At 64.2% G+C, this 20,107-nt stretch carries 17 protein-coding genes and 1 riboswitch; of the genes, 11 read left to right on the forward strand and 6 right to left on the reverse strand.

From position 1 onward, the window contains the following. The first annotated feature begins 46 nt into the window (after nucleotides 1-46). From ACF8EA_RS16560 to ACF8EA_RS16580, 5 genes are all read left to right on the forward strand, one after another. Nucleotides 47-2,173 (forward strand): TonB-dependent receptor, encoded by a 2,127-nt coding sequence (locus tag ACF8EA_RS16560; RefSeq protein WP_392522648.1) that lies wholly within the window; start codon nucleotides 47-49, stop codon nucleotides 2,171-2,173. A gap of 117 nt (nucleotides 2,174-2,290) precedes the next feature. After that, nucleotides 2,291-3,457 (forward strand): DUF1624 domain-containing protein, encoded by a 1,167-nt coding sequence (locus tag ACF8EA_RS16565; protein ID WP_392522650.1) that lies wholly within the window; start codon nucleotides 2,291-2,293, stop codon nucleotides 3,455-3,457. Between the two features lie 28 nt (nucleotides 3,458-3,485). Then, a riboswitch (cobalamin riboswitch) is annotated at nucleotides 3,486-3,684 on the forward strand. A 110-nt stretch (nucleotides 3,685-3,794) separates the two neighbouring features. After that, nucleotides 3,795-4,805: an ABC transporter substrate-binding protein gene (locus tag ACF8EA_RS16570; protein ID WP_103444105.1), complete on the forward strand. Its 1,011-nt coding sequence runs from the start codon at nucleotides 3,795-3,797 to the stop codon at nucleotides 4,803-4,805. Beyond that, the gene (locus ACF8EA_RS16575) at nucleotides 4,805-5,821 is read left to right on the forward strand and encodes a FecCD family ABC transporter permease (protein ID WP_392522652.1); all 1,017 of its coding nucleotides are present in this window, start codon (nucleotides 4,805-4,807) and stop codon (nucleotides 5,819-5,821) included. Before ACF8EA_RS16570 ends, ACF8EA_RS16575 begins: the two co-directional genes overlap by 1 nt. Further along, nucleotides 5,818-6,606, forward strand: a complete 789-nt coding sequence (locus tag ACF8EA_RS16580) for an ABC transporter ATP-binding protein (RefSeq protein ID WP_392522654.1) — start codon at nucleotides 5,818-5,820, stop codon at nucleotides 6,604-6,606. Before ACF8EA_RS16575 ends, ACF8EA_RS16580 begins: the two co-directional genes overlap by 4 nt. A 56-nt stretch (nucleotides 6,607-6,662) precedes the next feature. Here ACF8EA_RS16580 and ACF8EA_RS16585 read toward each other — a convergent pair whose 3' ends face one another. Next, nucleotides 6,663-7,160 carry a GNAT family N-acetyltransferase gene (locus ACF8EA_RS16585; RefSeq protein WP_392522656.1) on the reverse strand — a complete coding sequence of 166 codons (498 nt, stop codon included), beginning with the start codon at nucleotides 7,158-7,160 and terminating at the stop codon, nucleotides 6,663-6,665. 133 nt (nucleotides 7,161-7,293) lie between these two features. On the opposite strand from ACF8EA_RS16585, the gene ACF8EA_RS16590 reads away from it, so the two are divergent. The 4 genes from ACF8EA_RS16590 (at nucleotide 7,294) to ACF8EA_RS16605 (ending at nucleotide 11,858) form a co-directional block, all read left to right on the forward strand. Then, a complete protein-coding gene (locus ACF8EA_RS16590; protein WP_392522658.1) occupies nucleotides 7,294-7,773 on the forward strand; it encodes a hypothetical protein in 480 nt (159 codons plus the stop codon). A 59-nt stretch (nucleotides 7,774-7,832) separates the two neighbouring features. Then, complete coding sequence (locus tag ACF8EA_RS16595; protein ID WP_392522660.1) at nucleotides 7,833-9,404, forward strand: diguanylate cyclase; 1,572 nt, start codon at nucleotides 7,833-7,835, stop codon at nucleotides 9,402-9,404. A 159-nt stretch (nucleotides 9,405-9,563) separates the two neighbouring features. After that, nucleotides 9,564-10,340, forward strand: coding sequence for a ParA family protein (locus tag ACF8EA_RS16600; RefSeq protein ID WP_392522662.1), 777 nt, complete (start codon nucleotides 9,564-9,566; stop codon nucleotides 10,338-10,340). Between the two features lie 180 nt (nucleotides 10,341-10,520). Then, on the forward strand, nucleotides 10,521-11,858 hold the full coding sequence (locus tag ACF8EA_RS16605) for an MFS transporter (protein WP_021782816.1): 1,338 nt from the start codon (nucleotides 10,521-10,523) through the stop codon (nucleotides 11,856-11,858). A gap of 32 nt (nucleotides 11,859-11,890) precedes the next feature. Here the strand turns inward: ACF8EA_RS16605 and ACF8EA_RS16610 are convergent, their stop codons facing one another. Genes ACF8EA_RS16610 through ACF8EA_RS16620 form a run of 3 tightly spaced genes read right to left on the reverse strand, consistent with a single transcriptional unit; the run spans nucleotide 11,891 to nucleotide 17,514 of the window. Then, nucleotides 11,891-15,037 (reverse strand): efflux RND transporter permease subunit, encoded by a 3,147-nt coding sequence (locus ACF8EA_RS16610; RefSeq protein WP_392522663.1) that lies wholly within the window; start codon nucleotides 15,035-15,037, stop codon nucleotides 11,891-11,893. A 16-nt stretch (nucleotides 15,038-15,053) separates the two neighbouring features. After that, nucleotides 15,054-16,268: an efflux RND transporter periplasmic adaptor subunit gene (locus ACF8EA_RS16615; RefSeq protein WP_392522665.1), complete on the reverse strand. Its 1,215-nt coding sequence runs from the start codon at nucleotides 16,266-16,268 to the stop codon at nucleotides 15,054-15,056. After that, a complete protein-coding gene (locus ACF8EA_RS16620; RefSeq protein WP_392522666.1) occupies nucleotides 16,261-17,514 on the reverse strand; it encodes a TolC family protein in 1,254 nt (417 codons plus the stop codon). Before ACF8EA_RS16620 ends, ACF8EA_RS16615 begins: the two co-directional genes overlap by 8 nt. Nucleotides 17,515-17,777: 263 nt before the next feature. Between ACF8EA_RS16620 and aroQ the strand changes: the two genes are divergently transcribed. Beyond that, entirely contained in the window at nucleotides 17,778-18,227 is a 450-nt protein-coding gene (gene aroQ, locus ACF8EA_RS16625) for a type II 3-dehydroquinate dehydratase (RefSeq protein ID WP_021782820.1), read from the forward strand. After that, complete coding sequence (locus ACF8EA_RS16630) at nucleotides 18,224-19,072, forward strand: shikimate dehydrogenase (protein WP_392522667.1); 849 nt, start codon at nucleotides 18,224-18,226, stop codon at nucleotides 19,070-19,072. Before aroQ ends, ACF8EA_RS16630 begins: the two co-directional genes overlap by 4 nt. 118 nt (nucleotides 19,073-19,190) lie before the next feature. Here the strand turns inward: ACF8EA_RS16630 and ACF8EA_RS16635 are convergent, their stop codons facing one another. Then, nucleotides 19,191-19,706 carry a thioredoxin family protein gene (locus tag ACF8EA_RS16635; protein WP_135192375.1) on the reverse strand — a complete coding sequence of 172 codons (516 nt, stop codon included), beginning with the start codon at nucleotides 19,704-19,706 and terminating at the stop codon, nucleotides 19,191-19,193. Between the two features lie 10 nt (nucleotides 19,707-19,716). After that, entirely contained in the window at nucleotides 19,717-19,992 is a 276-nt protein-coding gene (locus ACF8EA_RS16640; RefSeq protein WP_021782823.1) for a DUF2790 domain-containing protein, read from the reverse strand. Nucleotides 19,993-20,107 lie beyond the last annotated feature (115 nt).

Raw genomic sequence — 20,107 nt, forward strand, 5'->3', positions numbered from 1 at the left:
CGTGTTTTCCACCGGGATCCATTCATTCCTGCAGCAGTGGAACGACATGTCCCGTATGTTCAAGCTTCACCCTCTGGCGGCCTGCCTGGCCGTCACCCTGCCGGCGCTGGCTGATGACCGCGACCCGCAGCCTCTGGCCCTGCCTTCCACGGCCATCACCGACACCTTCGACAGCCGCACCATCGACCTGGCCACGCCGACCCAGGCCGGCTCGCGCCTTGGCCTCAGTGCCCTGGAGACGCCGGCCAGCACCAGCAGTATCAGCGAACGGCAGATTCAGCAGCGCAACAACCTCACAGTGCAGGATGCAGTGACCCGCTCGCCGGGCATTACCTTCGTCGGCTCCCCGGGGGACGGCGGTACAGGCTTGTCTGCCCGCGGCTTTGCCGGCCACAGCTCGGTGATGACCCTGTTCGACGGCGCGCGCCTGTACACCGGTGCCGGCACCCAAACCTTCCCGGTCGACCCGTGGATGGTCGAACGCATCGAGGTGATTCGCGGCCCGGCCTCGGTACTGCATGGCGAAGGCGCCACCGGCGCGGTGATCAACGTGATCCCGAAAAAACCTTTTGCCGGCGAAGTGCGCAACCACCTGCGCCTGGGTTACGGCTCGTGGGACCGCCAGCAGCTCGGCCTGGACAGCGGCGGCAGCCTCAGCGAGCGCCTGAGCTACCGCCTGACGCTGAACCAGCAGGCCGGCAATGGCTGGGTCGACCGCACCGCTTCACGTAGCCTGGCCATGAGCGCCGCGCTGCGTTTCGATGCCAGTGATGACCTCAGCTTCACGCTGGCCCATGACCGCGGCGATGCACAACCTGCCAACTACTATGGCACCCCGCTGATCGACGGCCACTACCGCAGCAGCCTGCGCAAAAAGAACTACAACGTACAGAACGACGTGCAGCAGTACGTTGATGAATGGACCCGGCTGACAACCGACTGGGCGCTGAACGACCAGATCAGCGCCAGCAACCAGCTGTACTACATCAAAAGCCGCCGCCACTGGCGCAACGCCGAGGACTACAGCTGGGACGCAGAGCGTCAGCAACTGCTGCGCGGCAGCTACCTGGAGATCAAGCACAACCAGGAGCAGTTCGGCGACCGCCAGACCTTCACCTTCGACCACACCCTGTTCGGCCTGGCCAGCAAGACCGTGCTCGGTGCCGAGTACAACAAGGTGCGCTTCAACGTCGACAGCAATTCCCCCTACAACGATGTCGGCGGCGACTACGTCGACCCGTGGCAGCCACAGCCCGGCGGGTTCCATAGCGCCTCGCCGTTGCGGCCGCAAACGCTCTCGACCACCCATACCTTTGCCCTGTTTGCCGAAAACCGCCTGCAATTGAGCGATCGCCTGTCGTTGGTTACCGGCGTGCGTCGCGACCAGAACCACATCGACCGCAACAACTTGACCAACGACAGCCGCAGCGATCGTAGCCTGCAAGGTGGCAACTGGCGCGTGGGGCTGGTGTATGCACTCAACGACGACCTGTCGTTGTACGGCCAGTACTCAACCAGCGAGGACGGGGTCAACAACCTCATCAGCCTCAGCCCCGCGCAGATGCACTATGACCTGACCAAGGCGAAGCAGACCGAGGCCGGCATCAAGCAGCGCTTTTGGGAGGGGCGTGGCGAATGGACGCTTGCCGCCTACCACATCGTCAAGAAAAAGCTGCTGGTCGACGACCCGATCACGCACGAGAAGCAACAAGCCGGGCAGCAGACCTCCGATGGCCTGGAAGCGACGCTGGAGCTGGCCCTGGCCCATCAGTGGCAGGTGTCGGCCAATGCATCGCTGGTACGCGCCAAGTACGACGACTTCGACGAAATGGTCGGCGGTCTGCCGCAGGACCGCGCAGGCAACCGGCCGGCCAACGTGCCACGGCGTACCGCCAACCTTTGGTTGAGCAAAGGCTTCGGCCAGCAGGTAGAGGCCGGCTTGGGGGCGCGTTATGTGGATGAGCGTTATGCCGATACCGCCAATAACCACAACGCCCCCGGCTACACCGTGGTCGATGCCAACATCGCCTGGCAGGTGTTGCCGGATGTGAAGCTGGGGGTGCAGTTGAACAACCTGTTCGATCGCGAGTATGTGCAGTCGGCGTTCAGCGGGCAGCAGTGGTTGATGGGGATGCCGCGGTCGTACTTCGCGACGCTGGATTACAGCTTCTGATCTGGGTGGCTTGTGCCGCGAAGAGCCCGGCACAGGCCACACAAAAACCTCTGTCCCCTTTTATCTCCATGTTATACGATAACGTTTCACATGAAATTAATTCCTGTTAGATACCCCATGACAAGTGCCAGCGCCACGCCCACGCTGATCACCCAGCGCCTGCAGAGCATCGATGCCCTGCGCGGCCTGGTGATCCTGTTCATGCTCCTGGACCACGTCCGCGAGACTTTCTTCCTGCACCACCAGGTCAGCGACCCCATGGCCATCGACACCACGGAACCGGCGCTTTTCTTCAGCCGCACCCTCGCCCACTTGTGTGCGCCGGTGTTCGTCCTGCTGACCGGCCTGTCGGCCTGGCTGTATGGCGAGAAGTATCAGGGCCGTGGCGACGTCTCGGCGTTCCTGTTCAAACGCGGGCTGTTCCTGGTGGTGCTGGAGTTCACCCTGGTCAACTTCGCCTGGACCTTCCAGCTGCCCCCCAGCGTGATCTACCTGCAAGTGATCTGGGCCATCGGCGTCAGTATGATCGCCCTGTCGCTGCTGGTGTGGCTGCCACGCGCCGCGCTGCTCGCCCTGGGCGCCATCATCATCGCCGGCCACAACCTGCTCGACGGGGTGCACTTTGGCACAGAGTCAGCCCTGCATGTGCCGTGGGCAATCCTGCATGATCGTGGCTGGCTGGTGTTTTCCGAGACCCTGCACCTGCGCACGTCTTACCCGGTGCTGCCGTGGATCGGCGTCATCGCCCTGGGTTACGGCCTGGGGCCCTGGTTCGCCCGTGGCAGCGATGCCGGACAACGCCAGCAACACCTGCTGGTAGCCGGTTTGCTCGCGCTGCTTGGCTTTGCCCTGCTGCGCATGTTCAACGGTTACGGTGAGGCGCCGTGGAGCGGTTATCCAACCTTCACGCAAACCCTGATGAGCTTCTTCAACATCACCAAGTACCCACCGTCGCTTCTGTTCCTGGCCCTGACCCTGGGCTGTGGCCTGCTGCTGTTACGCGCCTTCGAGCGGGCCGGCCAAGTGCGCTGGATCACGGCACTGGCGGTGTTCGGTGCGGCACCGATGTTCTTCTACCTGCTGCACCTGTATGTGCTGAAGCTGCTGTACCTGGCCTGCGTGGCGCTGTTCGGGCTCAACCATGGCGACTACTTCGGTTTCGACGGTATTGCAGCGGTGTGGCTGGGCGCGGTACTGCTGGCGGTTTCGCTGTACCTGCCGGTGCGCGGGTTCGCCCGGCTGAAGCAGCGCCGCCGCGACATCAGCTGGATGAAGTACTTCTGAAAAGCGTTTTCCCCCGGCGCCGCGATGGTCTACCATGCGGGCCGCCGGTTTCCACCACGGAACTAACAGGGAATCCCAGGCCCGCCAATACGGGCCAAACGGAACTGCCCCCGCAACTGTAGGTGCCGAGCCTGCTCCACCCATGCCACTGGGCCTACCGCCCGGGAAGGCCGGAGCCAGGCCATGACGCACCAGTCAGGAGACCTGCCGGCCTGCATTCACCAACCGGCGGGGTGTCCGGGATTGGCCGTCAGTGTTGCCCCAGCCACCCGCTGGGGCTCGGCGATGCCTGTCCGTGCGTTCCTCACCAGAACTGTCCGATAGGAGATCGCCCAGCATGCTGCCCCGTTTCGCCACCCTGCTCGCGGGCCTAGGCCTCACCGGCCTGGCCCAGGCCGCTGCCACCCACTACCCGCTGACGGTCGACAACTGCGGCAAGCCGCAGACTTTTGCTCAGGCACCGCAGCGCGCCGTCACCATCGGCCAGGCCGGTACCGAGCTGCTCTATGCCTTGGGGCTGGGTGACAAGCTGGCGGGCACCGCGCTGTGGTTCAACAACGTATTGCCTGAATACCAGGCAGTGAACGCCAAGGTTCCACGCCTGGCCGACAACGAACCCAGCTTCGAGGCGGTGGTCGGCAAGCACCCGCAGCTGGTCGCGGTGCAGTTCGAATGGATGGTCGGTGCCCAGGGCTCGGTCGCCACCCGCGAGCAGTTCGATGAACTGAAGATCCCCACCTACGTGCTGCCATCGGACTGCGAAGGCAAGGACAACCTGGTCGGTGCAGACGGCACCCGCCTGCAAGCGTTCCAGGTAGACAGCATCTACAAGAGCGTCAGTCAACTGGCCGAGATCTTCGACGTTCAGGACCGCGGTGCGGCCCTGAACGCCGAGTTGCAAGGGCATCTGGACAGCGCCAGGGCGCGGCTGGCCGGCAAGGACTTGTCGGCAACTTCGGCGCTGTTCTGGTTCTCCAGCGCCGACCTTCACATCGACCCCTATGTGGCCGGCCGCCAGGGTGTCGCCGACTTCATGCTGCGCACCCTTGGTGTGCGCAACGTGGTCGAGTCCAGCGAAGAATGGCCAAGCGTAGGGTGGGAAACCCTGGCCAAGGCCAATCCGACCTGGCTGATCATCGCGCGCATGGACCGCCGCCGTTTCCCCGCCGACGACTACCAGAAAAAGCTCGAATTCCTGCGCAGTGATCCGGTAACCCGCAACATGGACGCAGTGAAGCACGACCGCATCATTATCCTTGACGCCGACGCCATGCAGGCCGGTATCCGCCTGTTCCGCGGCGTTCAAACGCTGTCCACGGCCTTCGCCAGCGGTAAAGCAGCCCAGTGATGATTCGCCTGTTACCCTGCATCGCCGTTGCCCTGGCCGCCCTGTTGGCTGCCCTGCTGGCCGGCACCGCCATCGGCGAAACCAGCCTGTCGCCCAGCGTGGTCGGCCAGGTGCTGGCCAACCACCTGTGGCAAGCCGACTTCCCGGTGGACCCGATCGACGCCGGCATCGTCTGGAACTACCGCCTGACCCGCACCCTGGTCGCAGCCGCTTGTGGCGCCGGGCTGGCCACCTGCGGTGTCATCCTGCAGGCGATGTTGCGCAACCCACTGGCCGAGCCCTACTTGCTGGGGCTGTCTGCCGGTGCCTCGACCGGCGCGGTACTCGTCGGCCTGCTGGGCCTGGGTAGCCTGGCATTAAGCATGTCCGCAGGGGCTTTCATCGGTGCCGTGGCCGCATTCGCCTTGGTATTGGTGCTGGCTCGCGCGGCCGGCCCAAGCAGCAACAACGCCCAGGTGATCCTTGCCGGTATCGCCGGCTCGCAGCTGTTCAATGCACTGACTGCCTTCCTGATCACCAAGTCGGCCACCGCCGAGCAGGCGCGCGGCATCCTGTTCTGGCTGCTGGGCAACCTGAGCGGCGTGCGCTGGCCTTCGGTGTGGCTGGCTGTGCCGGTGGCGATTTTCGGTTTGCTGGTGTGCCTGTGGCACCGCCGTGCGCTGGATGCCTTCACCTTCGGTACCGATTCGGCCGCCTCGCTGGGCATCCCGGTGCGGCGCACCCAGTTGCTGCTGATCAGTTGTGCAGCGCTGGTGACAGCTGTGATGGTGTCCATTGTCGGCGCCATCGGGTTTGTCGGGCTGGTTATACCCCATGCTCTGCGCCTTCTGCTCGGCCCCGGGCACAGCCGTCTGTTGCCCGCCAGCGCACTGGGCGGTGCGCTGTTCCTGATTGCGGCAGACATTCTTTCACGCACGTTGATCACCGGCCAGGTGATCCCGGTGGGCGTGGTGACTGCGCTGATCGGTGCCCCCGTATTCGCGCTGATTCTGGTCAGCCGTCGGGGGCGCCCATGACCGCCATGACAGCAGTTCGCATCCCTCCGCTGGCCTGCCATGGGCTGGGGCTGCAACTGGCCGGCAATACCGTGCTCAGCGATATCGACCTCAGCGTTGTCGCCGGTGAAACCCTGGGCATCGTCGGCCCTAACGGCTCGGGCAAATCCTCGCTACTGAAGGTGCTGGCAGGGTTGCGCAAACCGGCCTGCGGCAGCGTACAGCTCTTGGGTGAACCGCTGGCACAGATGCCCCGCCGCCGTGTTGCCCAAGCGCTGGCGCTGGTCGAGCAACAGGCCGACACCCTCGATGCGATCAGCGTGTTCGACGCGGTTGCCTTGGGCCGCACACCCTGGCTCTCGGCCCTGGCACCGTTCTCGCGGCAGGACCGCGCCATCGTCGAGCAAGCCCTGACCGACCTCGATGCCCTGCACCTGCGCACGCGCCTGTGGGGGTCGCTGTCCGGTGGCGAGCGCCAGCGTGTACACATTGCCCGCGCGCTGGCCCAACGGCCGCAGGTGCTGCTACTGGACGAGCCGACCAACCACCTGGACATCCAGCATCAGCTAAGCCTGCTGCAACAAGTGCAGGCGCTGCCGGTAACCACCCTGGTGGCGCTGCATGACCTCAACCAGGCGCTGACCTGCGACCGTGTCGCGGTTCTTGACAAAGGCCGCCTGATCGCCCTCGGCAAACCCTTCGAGGTGCTTACCCCCAAGCGCCTGCTGAGCACCTTCGGCGTCCACGCCCACTACCTCACCGACCCTTTCGACGGCGCGCGCATCCTGCGCTTTCGCGCCCCCTGAACCAAGTAGCCCTGCCCATGCTGTTGCGTCATTGCCAACAGGCACGTTCCCACAGGTCAGCGTAATCGCAACTGCATGTGCGTGGTCTGCCACACCGGGTCTTGCTCCACATCCACCAGCGTGAACCCTTGCCGCTCCCAGAACGCAATGGCGCCCGGCAGAAACGGATGAGTATGCAGGTAAAGGCAGTCGACGCCCGCTTGCATCGCCCGTTCGCGCAAGGCACCAAACAAGGCAGCCGCCAGGCCATGCCTGCGGTAGGCCGGCAACACGAACAGCCGCACCACCTCGACTACCCGCTCTGCGCGGTAATCAAGCTGGGCAAAGCGCTGGTCATAGGGCAAGTAACCTATCACCGCGACCAGCCGCTCACCCTCACGGGCTTCCAGAAAACAACCCGCGCCGTCCAGGTAAGTGTCGGCGAAATGCGTAAGGTCACGCGGCAAGGGTGCATTGGCGAGCATCGGAAAAAGCGCGCGGCGAGCGCTGTCGACAAACGCCAGCACTTCGGCAATGGCGTCACGCGCTACAGGTTGCAGGGTCCAGTTCGGCATCGGGCGGTTGCCAGTGTGATCGGGAGCGCACGGTTCTACCGCAGTGTGCCGCTCAAGGCAAATCACAGGGCTCGTCGCGGCACGGCGGACATCGCTATAATCGGCAGTCTTCACTGCCCGACCAGGCCACACCATGCCTCGCCTCCCGAAGTTGCTGTTACCGCTGTTGCTGGCTGCTGCACTCACCGCCTGCGACCAGAAACCCTCCCGTGAAGAACAGATCCTCGCCCAGCTGCCGCTGCAGGACGCCTACACGCACAACATCGAGCGCATGTCCGCGCTGCTGGGCCGCACTCACCCGCAGCTGTCGCAAGCGACCATCCAGGACGTACTGCGCAAGCACCTGACCGTCGAGGACCAGCGCCGGGACCTGTTCCGCCTGTACAGCGAAAAGAACTTCAGCGACGCCGAATTCGCCACCATCGTCGCCGCCACCCAGGACCCCGCCAAAGCGCGCGCCCTGGAAGACACCGAAGCCGGCAAACGCTTGAGCGAAAAACTCACCGCGCTGATGCGCGAAACCGCCCGCGATGTGAGCGTGCAGGCCTTGGTCGAACAGCGCATGCAACAGGTGGAAGATGAGCTTGATGCACTGGACAAGGCAGGCTCTTGAGCGCCACCCGCTAAGGTAACTCCCGTTCAGCAACCCTTTACGATCACCCGAGGTCAGGATTGCCACACACCAAGCATGGATTGCGCCTGGATCTACGTACACTCATTCTGGTGCTCTGCGCCCTGACCGCAGTGGTCATGCTGTGCGCCAGCTATTTCGCCAGCTACCGGGTGCAGCGCCAGCTACTGATCGACAATGCCCTGGAAGCCAACCGGGTGTACGCGAGAAAGCTGGCCAGCATCACCGAAACCTTCATTGGCAGCGCCTTGCAGCAACTGATGTTCAGCGCCGGTGTACAAAGCCGACAGTTGAGCGACACCGCAGCGCTGCAGGTAGAGACTGACCGCGTACTGGGCCAGAGCATGGCCTTCAACTCCACCTTCGTGATCGATGCCAACGGGGTACTGCTGGCAGTATCCCCCGCCCCGCTACGCCACCTGATCGGCACCCACGTGCAGTCGCCCGGCGCTCAGGAAGCCCTGCACGAACGCCGTCCACTGGTTTCCACGCCCTACCTGTCGGCGGCCGACAACCTGGTGGTGGTGCTTTCGCAACCTATTTTCGACAACAACGGCCGCTACTTGGGGTATGTGGGTGGCAGCCTGTACCTGCGTGAACACAACATCCTCAACAGCCTGCTGGGCGAGCATTTCTACAAGGACGGTTCGTACCTGTATGTGGTCGACCGCAACCGACGCCTGCTGTACCACCCCAATAGCGAGCGGGTAGGCACGGTGGTGGAGGGCAATGCGCTGGTTGACCAGCTGGCGACACTGGACAGCGGTACCCGGCAGCTAACCAATAGCCTGGGCGTGGAAATGCTCGCCGGTTTCGCCACTGTACCCAGCGCCGGCTGGGGCGTGGTAGCGCAGCAGCCTTTGGCGCAAACGGTGACGCCGCTGAACCATCTGGTGCTGAACGTGGTCGCCAGTTCGGCGCCTTTGGCGCTGGTTGGCAGCCTGCTGCTGTGGTGGTTGGCTCGTACCATCGCCCGGCCGCTGTGGAAACTGGCCGCGAGTGCCCGCACGATGGACCGCGCCGGTACCGCCGAACGCTTGCATCAGGTGCGGGCATGGTACTTCGAGGCGGCAGAGCTCAAGCGCGCATTGCTGTTCAGCCTGAACTTGCTGCAAGAACGCATCGGCCGGCTCAATCGGGACGCCCAGACCGACCCGCTGACCGGCCTGGGCAACCGCCGCAGCCTGGAATTCAGCCTGTCGTTACTGGAAGCTGAAAACCGGGAGTTTGCAGCCATTGCGCTGGATATCGACCATTTCAAGCGGATAAATGACAGCCATGGACACGAAGTGGGCGACCAGGTGCTGCGCCAGCTGGCGGAGCTCATGCGCCGTTGTTGCCGCGAGGGCGACCTGTTGTGTCGCACCGGCGGCGAGGAGTTCTTGATATTGCTGCCTGGGGCAACCCTGAATGTGGCGGCCGCAGTGGCCGAACGGTTGCGTGTGACCGTACAGGATATGCCGGTGGAACCGGTGGGGGCAGTGACAATTTCGCTGGGGGTGACGCACTGGGATGGCGAGACGCACGGCGAGCCCATGAACGCATTGGGCGAGGCTGACCGGGCGCTTTACCGGGCCAAGCAAGAGGGGCGCAACCGGGTCGCTTTTGCCTGAACGCCTTGTGTTGTCACCATGGAACGGGCTCGCCCGTGAAAATGCCGATACAGGCAGCGATGCATCGCTGCCCTGTAACAATTCCTGTCATAAAACTGCAGCGTTTCAGTCATAGGATTGACCCCGACCTGACATTTTCACTTCATGGATGAGCGTCTCATGCGTCGTGTGGTTTTCAATCAGAAAGGTGGCGTTGGCAAATCCAGCATTGCCTGCAACCTCGCCGCAGCCAGTGCCGCCGAGGGCTACCGAACCTTGCTGGTCGACCTCGACCCACAGGCCAATGCCACCTTCTACCTGACCGGGCTGGCCAACGACACCATTCCTGCCGGCATCGCCGACTTCTTCCGCCAGACCTTGTCGCCGGTTACTGCCGCCGGCAAGAAGCACCGCGTGGCAATCACCGAAACCCGCTACAGCAACCTGCACCTGGTCACCGCCAGCCCTGACCTCAGCGACCTGCAAAGCAAGCTGGAGAGCAAGTTCAAGATCAACAAGCTGCGCAAGTTGCTGGTGACGCTGGGCGAGGACTACGAGCGGATCTACATCGACACCCCGCCCGCACTGAACTTCTACACCTTCAGCGCGCTGGTGGCGGCCGAGCGTCTGTTGATTCCGTTCGACTGCGACAGTTTCTCGCGCCAGGCCCTGCACAGTGTCATGGCCGAGGTCGAAGAACTGCGCCAGGACCACAACCCCGCGCTGCAGGTGGAAGGTGTGGTGGTCAATCAGTTCGCCGGCCGCACCGCACTGCACCAGACTCTGGTCGATCAACTGCGCAGCGAAGGCCTGCCGGTGCTGCCGGTGTACCTGAGCAGTTCGATCAAGATGCGTGAATCGCACCATGCCTCGGTGCCATTGGTGCATTTGGCGCCACGGCATAAACTGGCCCTGGAATTTGTCGATTTGCTGGATGTGCTTGAGCGTGCGGCCTGACAGGCCTTTTGAGCCACTCCGGCTGTAACCTGCTGCATCGGTTGAATCAGGTATACCGAGGTCGCCCTCGACAAAGCGCCTTGCAGCGCCCGGCTATCTACTGGCAAGCACAATAACGATGGCGCGGCCCTACCGCGCCACTTTCATCATGGCTGCCAAAGGAAACCGGAGAGCTCCCGCATGTCCGCACATCATGAGGTATCCCCCGCCACCCTGCGCAGGGTGATAGCCGCTTCGGCCATCGGCAACTTCGTCGAATGGTTCGACTTCGCCGTGTACGGCTTTCTCGCCACGCTGATCGCCAGCCAGTTCTTTGCCAGCGAAGACGCCAGCGTGGCCTTGCTCAAAACCTTCGCGGTGTTCGCCGTGGCCTTCGCCCTGCGCCCCTTGGGCGGCATCGTCTTCGGTGCCTTGGGCGACCGACTGGGTCGCAAGCGCATCCTGTCGCTGACCATCCTGCTGATGGCCGGCTCCACCACGTTGATCGGCCTGCTGCCGACCTATGCCAGCATCGGCCTGGCAGCCCCGGCGCTGCTGACCCTGGCCCGCTGCCTGCAGGGGTTTTCTGCCGGTGGCGAATATGCCGGGGCCTGCGCCTACCTGATGGAGCACGCGCCTGACGACAAGCGCGCCTTTTATGGCAGCTTCGTACCTGTGTCGACCTTTTCCGCCTTTGCCTGCGCAGCGGTGATCGCTTATGGCCTGGAGGCCAGCCTGTCGACCGAGGCGATGAATGCCTGGGGCTGGCGCATTCCGTTCCTGATTGCCGCACCGCTGGGCCTGGTCGGCCTGTACCTGCGCTGGCGCATGGAGGAAACCCCGGCGTTCCGCGAAGCCGTCGCCCAAGGCAAGGAGCACGAGCATTCACCGCTGAAGGAAACCCTGCGCCACCATGGCCGGGTCATCCGCAACCTGGGGGCGTTCATTTCGCTGACCGCGTTGTCGTTCTACATGTTCACCACCTACTTCGCCACCTACCTGCAACTGGTCGGCAACCTGACCCGCGCGCAGTCACTGCTGGTGACCACCGTGGCCCTGCTGTTCGCCGCCGTGGGCTGCCCGCTGGCCGGTGCATTTTCGGACCGGGTGGGGCGGCGCAAGACCATCGGTTTTACCTGCCTGTGGATGATGCTTAGCGTGTTCCCGGCGTACTGGCTGGCCAGCTCTGGCTCGATGTCGGGTGCGTTGCTGGGGGTGATCCTGCTAGCGGTGGGGGCACTGTGCAGTGGGGTGGTTACCGCAGCATTGCTGTCGGAAAGTTTCCCTACACGTACCCGCTATACCGCTTCGGCGATTACCTACAACGTGGCCTACACGCTATTTGGCGGCACTGCGCCGCTGGTGGCAACCTGGCTCATCGGCCAAACCGGCAGCAGCCTGGCACCGGCGTTCTACCTGGTGGTGATTGCGCTGGTGGCGTTGGTGGGCGGCTTGGCGTTGCCGGAAACTTCGCGGATTTCTTTGCATGAGGACATGAGCATGGACGGTGTGCGGGCCGGAACCCGAAACACCGTCTGAAATTTCCGGGGCTGCCTTGCAGCCCCGACTGCTCAGCCTTCCTGCTGCTCTTCCCGCCGATACGTCCACTGATACAACGCCGGCAACACCAGCAACGTCAGCGCTGTAGAGGACAAGATCCCGCCAATCACCACCGTTGCCAGTGGCCGTTGCACCTCCGCACCGGTCCCGGTGGCCAAGGCCATCGGAATGAACCCCAGCGAGGCCACCAGCGCCGTCATCAGTACCGGCCGCAATCGGGTCAGCGCACCCTCCTCGACCGCCGCCCGCAGCGTGCGCCCTTCCTCGCGCAGCCCGCGGATAAAGGCAATCATCACCAGCCCGTTCAGCACTGCCACTCCCGACAATGCAATGAACCCGACCCCGGCAGAAATGGACAGCGGAATATCACGCGCCCACAGCGCCAGCACCCCGCCGGTCAGGGCAAAGGGGATGCCGGTGAACACCAGCAGGCCGTCCCTGAGGTTGTTGAACATCATCAGCAACAGTGCCATGACCAGCAGCAAGGCTACCGGTACCACCACCTGCAAGCGCTCGGCCGCCGACTGCAACTGCTCGAGCTGGCCTCCCCAACGCGTCCAGTACCCCGGTGGCACCTGCACCTGGTCGATCAGGGCTTGCTCGGCCTCTTGCACAAACGAGCCCAGGTCGCGTCCACGCACGTTGGCACTGACCACCACCACACGCTTGCCATCCTCGCGGCTCACCTGATTCGGGCCCAGCTGCAGGTTCAGCGTGGCTACCTGCGACAGCGGGATGAAACCGATTTGCCCGGCCCCCTCAGCAGCACTGGCCGGTACGGGAATCAGCAGGCTGGCCAGCCCGTCGACATCGGTACGCAAGGTCTCCGACAGGCGCACGACCATGTCGAAGCGGCGGTCGCCCTCATACAGCGTACCGGCGGTGCGGCCACCCACGGCAATGGCGATGGCGTCCTGCACATCGCCCACATTCAGGCCATGACGGGCGGCCTTGTCGCGGTCGATGTCGATGGTCAGTACCGGCAAGCCCGTGGTCTGCTCCACCTTCACCTCGGACGCGCCTGGCACCCCTTGCAGGCTGGTGGCGATCTGCGCGGCTGTGCGATTGAGCACCTCCATGTCATCTCCGAACAGCTTCACCGCCACATCGCTGCGCACCCCGGAAATCAGCTCGTTGAAGCGCAGCTGAATGGGCTGCGACAGCTCATAGTTGCTGCCCGGTACACTGGCAGCGGCACGTTGCACCTGGGCGATCAGTTCATCCCGTGGCTTGCCCGGGTCAACCCATTGTTCGCGCGGGCGCAGCATCACGTAGGCATCGGAAATGTTCGGCGGCATCGGGTCGGAGGCAATCTCGGCAGTGCCGGTGCGGGCAAACACCCGCTCCACCTCGGGCACCTGGGCGATGATCGCCTGCTCCAGACGCTGCTGCATGTCCACCGACTGCGACAGGCTGGTGCCCGGCACTCGCAGGGCCTGCAGGGCGAAGTCACCCTCGCTGAGGCTGGGGATGAACTCGCTGCCCATGCGGCTGGCCACCACGCCGGACAACAGCACCAGGGCAGCGGCAGCAGCAAACGCCAGTTTGCGCCGGCCCAGCACCCAGGCCAGCACCGGGGCATAGCGCTGACGTGCCGTACGCATCACCAGGCCTTCCTCCTCCTTGACCTTGCCGGTGACGAACAGGGCAATGGCCGCCGGAACAAACGTGACCGAGAGGACCATCGCACCCAACAGGGCCATGACCACGGTGAAGGCCATGGGGTGGAACATCTTGCCCTCGACCCCGGTCAGGGCAAAGATCGGCAGGTACACCACCATGATGATCAACTGCCCATAGATCAGCGGCCGGCGTGCTTCGCGGGCGGCGGCAAACACCTCATGGAACCGTTCGGCGCGGGTCAGCATGCGACCGTGGCGCTGCTGGGCATGGGCCAGGCGACGGATGGCGTTTTCCACGATCACCACCGCGCCGTCGACGATGATGCCGAAGTCCAGCGCGCCCAGGCTCATCAGGTTGGCACTGACCTTGTTGCTGAACATGCCGGTAAAGGTGAACAGCATCGACAGCGGGATAACCATGGCCGTGATCAGCGCAGCACGGATGTTGCCGAGGAACAGGAACAGCACGGCAATCACCAGGATTGCACCTTCGATCAGGTTCTTCTTCACCGTGGCGATCGCTTTCTCCACCAGGTGGGTGCGGTCGTACACCGTCACTGCCACTACGCCCTTGGGCAGGTTGCGATTGATCTCGACCAGTTTTGCAGCGACCGCCTGCGACACCGTGCGGCTGTTCTCGCCAATCAGCATGAACACCGTGCCCAGCACGACTTCCCGACCGTTTTCGGTGGCTGCCCCCGAGCGCAGCTCTTGGCCAAGGCCAACCTGGGCGACATGGCTGACGCGGATCGGCGTGCCGTCGACGCTGGAAATAACGATGTTGGCAATGTCTTCGGCCGAGGCCACCTGGCCAGGCGCGCGAATCAGCAACTGCTCGCCATTACGCTCGATATAGCCAGCGCCAATGTTGGCGTTATTGCGCTCCAGCGCTGCAATCAGGTCGTTGAGGGTGAGCTTGTAGGCCGCCAGGCGCTTGGGCTCTGGTGCAATCAGGTATTGTTTGGCATGGCCACCGATGCTGTTGACCTCGGCCACACCCGGCACATTGCGCAGCTGCGGCTTGATGATCCAGTCCTGAATCACCCGCAGGTCGGTTGGGGTGTAAGGTGTACCGTCTTCCTTGAGCGCCCCCTCCTGGGCTTCCACCGTCCACAGGAAGATTTCCCCCAGGCCGGTGGAGATCGGCCCCATGCCCGCCTCGATGCCCTCAGGCAATTGCTCGCGGGCCACCTGCAGGCGCTCGTTGACCAGTTGGCGGGCGAAGAAGATATCGGTGCCATCATCGAAAATGACCGTGACTTGCGACAGGCCCGAGCGCGACAGCGAGCGGGTCTGCTTGAGCCCTGGCAGGCCGGCCATGGCGGTTTCGATGGCAAAGGTGATGCGCTGCTCGGTCTCCAGCGGCGAATAGCCGGGGGCGGCGGTGTTGATCTGCACCTGGACGTTAGTGATGTCCGGCACAGCATCGATCGGCAGTTTCTGGTAGCTGTGGATACCCACCGCGGCCATCAGGACCACGGCCAGCATCACCACCAGGCGCTGCTCGATGGCAAATTGAATCAGGCGTTCGAACATGCAGGTGTCCCCGTGATCAGTGGCTGTGCTCGGCCGAGCCCTTGCCCAGTTCCGACTTGAGGACAAAGCTGCCAGCGGCCGCAACCTGAGTACCGGCGGCCAGGCCGCTGGTGATTTCCACCTGGCCAGCATCGCGGCGGCCAGTCTTCACCGGGCGCGCCTCGAAGCCTTCCGCAGTGCGGGCAAACACCACGGTCTGCGCCTCCCAGGTTTGCAGGGCGCTTTCCGGCACCGCCACGGCGGCCTCGAAGCGGTCGACGCTGACCGCCACGTTGACGAACAGCCCGGGGCGCCAGGCGCCATTGGGATTGGCAAGTGTGGCGCGCACAGTGGCGGCGCGGTTCTGCTCGCCGAGCAGGCTGCCGACGTAATTGACCTTGCCCTGGACCTCGGCGCCCAGGTCCGGCGCACTGACCCTGACATCGCGGCCGGTCACCACCTTGTCCAGGTCACGAGGGGCCACGGCGAAGGTGGCCCACACCCGGCTCAGGTCGGACAGGGTGAACGCGTTGCTGGTCGCGTCGACCACCTCACCCACGGTCAGGTGCTTTTCCACGACGACCGCATCGAAGGGTGCGCGCAGTTCATAGCGGTTGCCGGCACCGGCCGGGCCCACCGCCGCGACCTTCTGCCGAGCGTTGGCCAGAGCGATCTCGGCCTCCTGCAGGGCCTGGCGCGCCTGCAGGTAATCCTGCTCGGCGCTGATTCGCTCCTGCCACAGCTGTTGCTCCCGCTGAAAGGTCAACCGCGCCAGTTCCAGACGACGCTGGGCGGCCTGCTGTTCGCTGCGCAGGTCGGAGATCTGCTGGCTGGCAATCACCGCCAGTACCTGGCCGCGCCTGACCGCCTGGCCCAACTCGGCTTGCACCGCTTCGACCACACCCGGCACGCGGGGTACCACATGTGCGGTGCGGTCCTCGTCAAAGCGGATCTCACCCGGGAAGCTGATGGCGGTGCCCAACTCACGGGGGCCAGCGGCAGCCAGTTGCACGCCAGCCGATTCGATCTGCGCGACAGACAGGTGCAACTGGCCCTCTTCTTCGCCATGCCCCTCCTCTGCAGGGCCTTCGGCGGCCTGCTCTGCAGCGTGGCCGTGGCTGTCTTGACCATGGTCGTCATGGGGGGCTTGAGCCTTGGACGCCTGGCCGAGGGTGCCGGTCCAGGCCAGGCCAGCGAGGCCAAGCGCCGCAACGGCAGTGGCCAGAAGGGCTAGCTTGCGTGGGTTAGTCATTGTTGCTCCTGCTATCGGGTTTGTTGCTCAGGCCATCAAGATCGCCGTAGATCCGCTCCACGTGTGCGCGCGCGTCGGTCGCCGAGGCCAGCGCCTGGAGGTACAGCCCGCGTGCCTCGATCAGCGTGCGCTGGGCGTCGAGTACATCGAGAAAAGCGAACTTGCCCATTTCAAAACCGCGGGTGGCGGTGTCCACGGCCTGCTGCGCAGCCGGCAGGATGGTGCGGTCATAGGCTTCAACGTCCTGCATCGCCGTCTCCCACTGGCTGATGGCACTGCGGGTTTCACTTCGCAGACGCAGCTCCACGGCATTGCGCAGGTCGCGCGCCTGATCGGCACGGCGCGCAGCCGCCAGGACATTGCCCTGGTTGCGGTCGAACAGCGGCAACGGCATGGACAGGCCAACCACGTTCACCCGCTCCCGGTCTTCGCGGCTGTACTGGCTGCCAAGGCTGACGGTGAGGTTGGGGAAACGCTGGGCTTTTTCCGAACCCAGGGACGCATCGCCGCGCTCGACCTGGGCAGCGGCCAGGCGCCATTCAACGGTCTGTTCGACCTGTTCAAGCAAGGTGTCGGCACCCGGCGCGATGCCTGGCGAAAGGTTGGCCGCCTGTAACCGGTCAAAGCTTGCCAGCGGGCTGCCCGTCAACCGGGCCAAGGCCTGGTAGGCCACGCTGCGCTGGGTTTTCGCGCGGCGCACTTCGGTCTGGGCCTGGGCCAGTTGCACCTGGGCACGGGTGGCCTCCACCGGTGATGACTGGCCTGCCGTAACCCGCCCTTGCACCACCCGCAGGCCGCGTTCAGTCAATGCCTGCGACTGCTGCGCCAGCTCCAGCGCGGTCTGCGCACGCAAGGCAGCGTGGAAAGCCTGCACCACATCGGCCCGCAGGGCGTTGCGCTGGCGCTCCAGGTCGAGCTGGGCAATGACCTGGCCGGCCCCCGCCACGGCGAGACGCGCGCCGCGCTTCCCGCCCAGTTCCAGCGGCTGGCTGAGGGTGACGGTGGTGGTGCTGGTGTCGCGACGGGTGTCCTCGACCTCCCAGGCCAGCTCCGGGTTGGGGATCAGCCCGGCTTGGCGCCATTCGCCATCGGCAATGCCAATTTCACGGCCGGCTGCAGCCAGCTCCGGGTTCTGGGCGAAAGCGGCGGCAAGCGCCTGGGGCAGGCTCAGCGCCTGGCTGGCCTGGGCGCCGGTGGCACTGGCCAGCAACAGACAGAGCAAGGCGATCTTGCGGGGGATGGGCACGACACAGGTCCTCTCGGCGAAGCATTGGCGAGGGACTGTAGAAAGGGCCTGTTATCGGGGCGGTGGCGGCAAGATTACAATTTTGTAATGACGCGCTGCGTTGCTTTGCAGGCGCAGCCTTGTGCTGCTGGGCACAGGACGGTGAACGCCCAAGAAGTTCGATAATCGCCCACTTTCCCGGTGCGACGATCTTGTCCAATTGACGGAACTAACCAGTCAGTACAAAACTACGTGCATTCAACAACAACAAAGCGATGCCCGTCATGAAGCCCCTTATTCTCGTGCTCAACGGCCCCAACCTGAACATGCTGGGCACCCGCGAGCCTGCCCAGTACGGCCACGAAACCCTCGCTGACCTGGCTCAGGGATGTGCCGATACTGCCCACGCCCACGGCCTGGAAATCGAGTTTCGCCAAACCAACCACGAAGGCGAACTGATCGACTGGATCCACGCTGCCCGTGGTCGCTGCGCCGGCATCGTGATCAACCCTGGCGCCTGGACGCACACCTCGGTGGCCATCCGCGATGCCCTGGTGGCCAGCGAACTGCCGGTGATCGAGGTGCACCTCTCCAATGTGCACAAACGCGAGCCGTTCCGTCACTTGTCGTTCGTATCGTCCATCGCCGTCGGTGTCATCTGCGGCCTGGGCAGCCACGGCTACCGCATGGCGCTGAGCCACTTCGCCGAGTTGCTGCAGGAGCGTACGGCATGAGCCAGCAAGCCATCCTCGCCGGCCTGATCGGCCGCGGCATTCAACTGTCACGTACGCCGGCCCTGCATGAACACGAAGGCGACGCCCAGGCCCTGCGCTACTTGTACCGGCTGATCGACGCCGACCAGCTGCAACTGGACGACAGCGCCCTGCCCGGCCTGCTCGAAGCCGCGCAACATACCGGCTTCACCGGGCTGAACATTACCTACCCGTTCAAGCAGGCGATCCTGCCGTTGCTCGACGAACTGTCCGACGAGGCCCGTGGTATCGGCGCGGTAAATACCGTGGTGCTCAAGGACGGCAAGCGAGTCGGCCACAACACAGACTGCCTGGGCTTTGCCGAAGGCTTGCGCCGTGGCCTGCCCGGTGCGGCACGGCGCCAGGTGGTGCAGATGGGGGCTGGTGGCGCTGGCTCGGCCGTGGCCCATGCCCTGCTGGGTGAAGGGGTAGAGCGGCTGGTGCTGTTCGAAGTGGACGCAGCCCGTGCGCAGGCGCTGGTGGATAACCTGAACGGCCATTTCGGCGCAGGGCGCGCCGTGCTTGGCACCGACCTGGCCACAGCCCTGGCCGAGGCGGACGGGCTGGTCAACACCACGCCAGTGGGCATGGCCAAGCTACCGGGCACGCCACTGCCGGTGGAGTTGCTGCATGCCCGCCTGTGGGTGGCCGAGATCATCTACTTCCCGCTGGAGACCGAACTGCTGCGCGCGGCCCGGGCACTGGGCTGCCGCACGCTGGATGGCAGCAACATGGCGGTGTTCCAGGCGGTGAAGGCATTCGAGCTGTTCAGCGGGCGGCAGGCGGATGCGGCACGAATGCAGGCGCACTTTGCCAGTTTCACCTGATAGAACAGTGTTGGCTTCTTCGCGGGCACGCCCGCTCCCACAGGTACTGCGAAAACGTTACTGATTGCACTCTCCCTGTGGGGGCGGGCATGCCCGCGAAGAGGCCGGAACAGGAGAATCACTCTTTTTCATCCAGCAAAGCCTGTATCACCTGTTCCTGCCCGCCATAATCCCCCTCGCCAAAGTGCACATGGCGCACCTGCCCCTTGCGGTCGACAAAGTAATGCGCCGGCCAGAACTGGTTGCCCCAGGCATTCCACACCTTGTAGTCGTTATCTACCGCCACCGGATACCCGATACCCAACCGGGCAACCTTGCTCCGCAAAGTGCCGACATCATGCTCGTAGTCGTACTCGGGCGTATGCACCCCCACCACTACCAGCCCTTGATCGGCATAGCGCCGCGCCCACTCATTCACATGCGGCAGGCTGCGCCGGCAGTTGATGCAGTCCCAAGTCCAGAAGTCCACCAGCACCACTTTGCCCTTGAGCCCCGGGGCATCCAGCGGCGCCGAATTCAACCACTGGCTGGCGCCGGACAGCGACGGCATGGCGCCGTAGCTGTCGCGGGCCTTCAGGTGCCCAGCCAATCCAAGACCCGTCAGCGCCAGCGCAAAACCGCCTGCCTTGAGCATCCGGCGGCGATCAGTTGTCATGGCAACCGCCCGTGGCGTAGGTGCGGTACTGCACGCTTTGCCGCTGGCCATGGGAGTCAAGGTAGTCCATTCGGGTATTCACCAGGCCACAGGCGTTACTCTGGTCATCCTGAACCGACAGCACTTTCTTCACATCCAGAGGCTCACCGTAGCGGTACTGCATGACCCCGCCATCCTGCATCGGGGCAGTGCTGGCCTGGGCAGCGATGGCGCCGAAGCTGAGCACGGCGAACAGGCTGGCGCTGGCGATAGTCTTGACGTTCATGGCATCTCTCCTGAGTAACAATTGGGGGGGAGTGTTGCTCCCCGGTCGAGAGCCATTTCACGCCTGCCAGGTATCGCGCATGTGTCGTCCAGCGTTGTGATGTGCTTCCTGCTGT

The sequence above is a fragment of the Pseudomonas sp. YQ_5 genome (genome assembly GCF_043103305.1).
GTDB classification, from domain to species: domain Bacteria; phylum Pseudomonadota; class Gammaproteobacteria; order Pseudomonadales; family Pseudomonadaceae; genus Aquipseudomonas; species Aquipseudomonas putida_Y.

Bases quoted from the DNA above. Each gene is read 5' to 3' on its own strand.
- ACF8EA_RS16560 (WP_392522648.1), top strand. From the start codon at position 47: ATGTCCCGTATGTTCAAGCTTCACCCTCTGGCGGCCTGCCTGGCCGTC.
- ACF8EA_RS16565 (WP_392522650.1), top strand. From the start codon at position 2,291: ATGACAAGTGCCAGCGCCACGCCCACGCTGATCACCCAGCGCCTGCAG.
- ACF8EA_RS16570 (WP_103444105.1), top strand. From the start codon at position 3,795: ATGCTGCCCCGTTTCGCCACCCTGCTCGCGGGCCTAGGCCTCACCGGC.
- ACF8EA_RS16575 (WP_392522652.1), top strand. From the start codon at position 4,805: ATGATTCGCCTGTTACCCTGCATCGCCGTTGCCCTGGCCGCCCTGTTG.
- ACF8EA_RS16580 (WP_392522654.1), top strand. From the start codon at position 5,818: ATGACCGCCATGACAGCAGTTCGCATCCCTCCGCTGGCCTGCCATGGG.
- ACF8EA_RS16585 (WP_392522656.1), bottom strand. From the start codon at position 7,160: ATGCCGAACTGGACCCTGCAACCTGTAGCGCGTGACGCCATTGCCGAA.
- ACF8EA_RS16590 (WP_392522658.1), top strand. From the start codon at position 7,294: ATGCCTCGCCTCCCGAAGTTGCTGTTACCGCTGTTGCTGGCTGCTGCA.
- ACF8EA_RS16600 (WP_392522662.1), top strand. From the start codon at position 9,564: ATGCGTCGTGTGGTTTTCAATCAGAAAGGTGGCGTTGGCAAATCCAGC.
- ACF8EA_RS16605 (WP_021782816.1), top strand. From the start codon at position 10,521: ATGTCCGCACATCATGAGGTATCCCCCGCCACCCTGCGCAGGGTGATA.
- ACF8EA_RS16610 (WP_392522663.1), bottom strand. From the start codon at position 15,037: ATGTTCGAACGCCTGATTCAATTTGCCATCGAGCAGCGCCTGGTGGTG.
- ACF8EA_RS16615 (WP_392522665.1), bottom strand. From the start codon at position 16,268: ATGACTAACCCACGCAAGCTAGCCCTTCTGGCCACTGCCGTTGCGGCG.
- aroQ (WP_021782820.1), top strand. From the start codon at position 17,778: ATGAAGCCCCTTATTCTCGTGCTCAACGGCCCCAACCTGAACATGCTG.
- ACF8EA_RS16630 (WP_392522667.1), top strand. From the start codon at position 18,224: ATGAGCCAGCAAGCCATCCTCGCCGGCCTGATCGGCCGCGGCATTCAA.
- ACF8EA_RS16635 (WP_135192375.1), bottom strand. From the start codon at position 19,706: ATGCTCAAGGCAGGCGGTTTTGCGCTGGCGCTGACGGGTCTTGGATTG.
- ACF8EA_RS16640 (WP_021782823.1), bottom strand. From the start codon at position 19,992: ATGAACGTCAAGACTATCGCCAGCGCCAGCCTGTTCGCCGTGCTCAGC.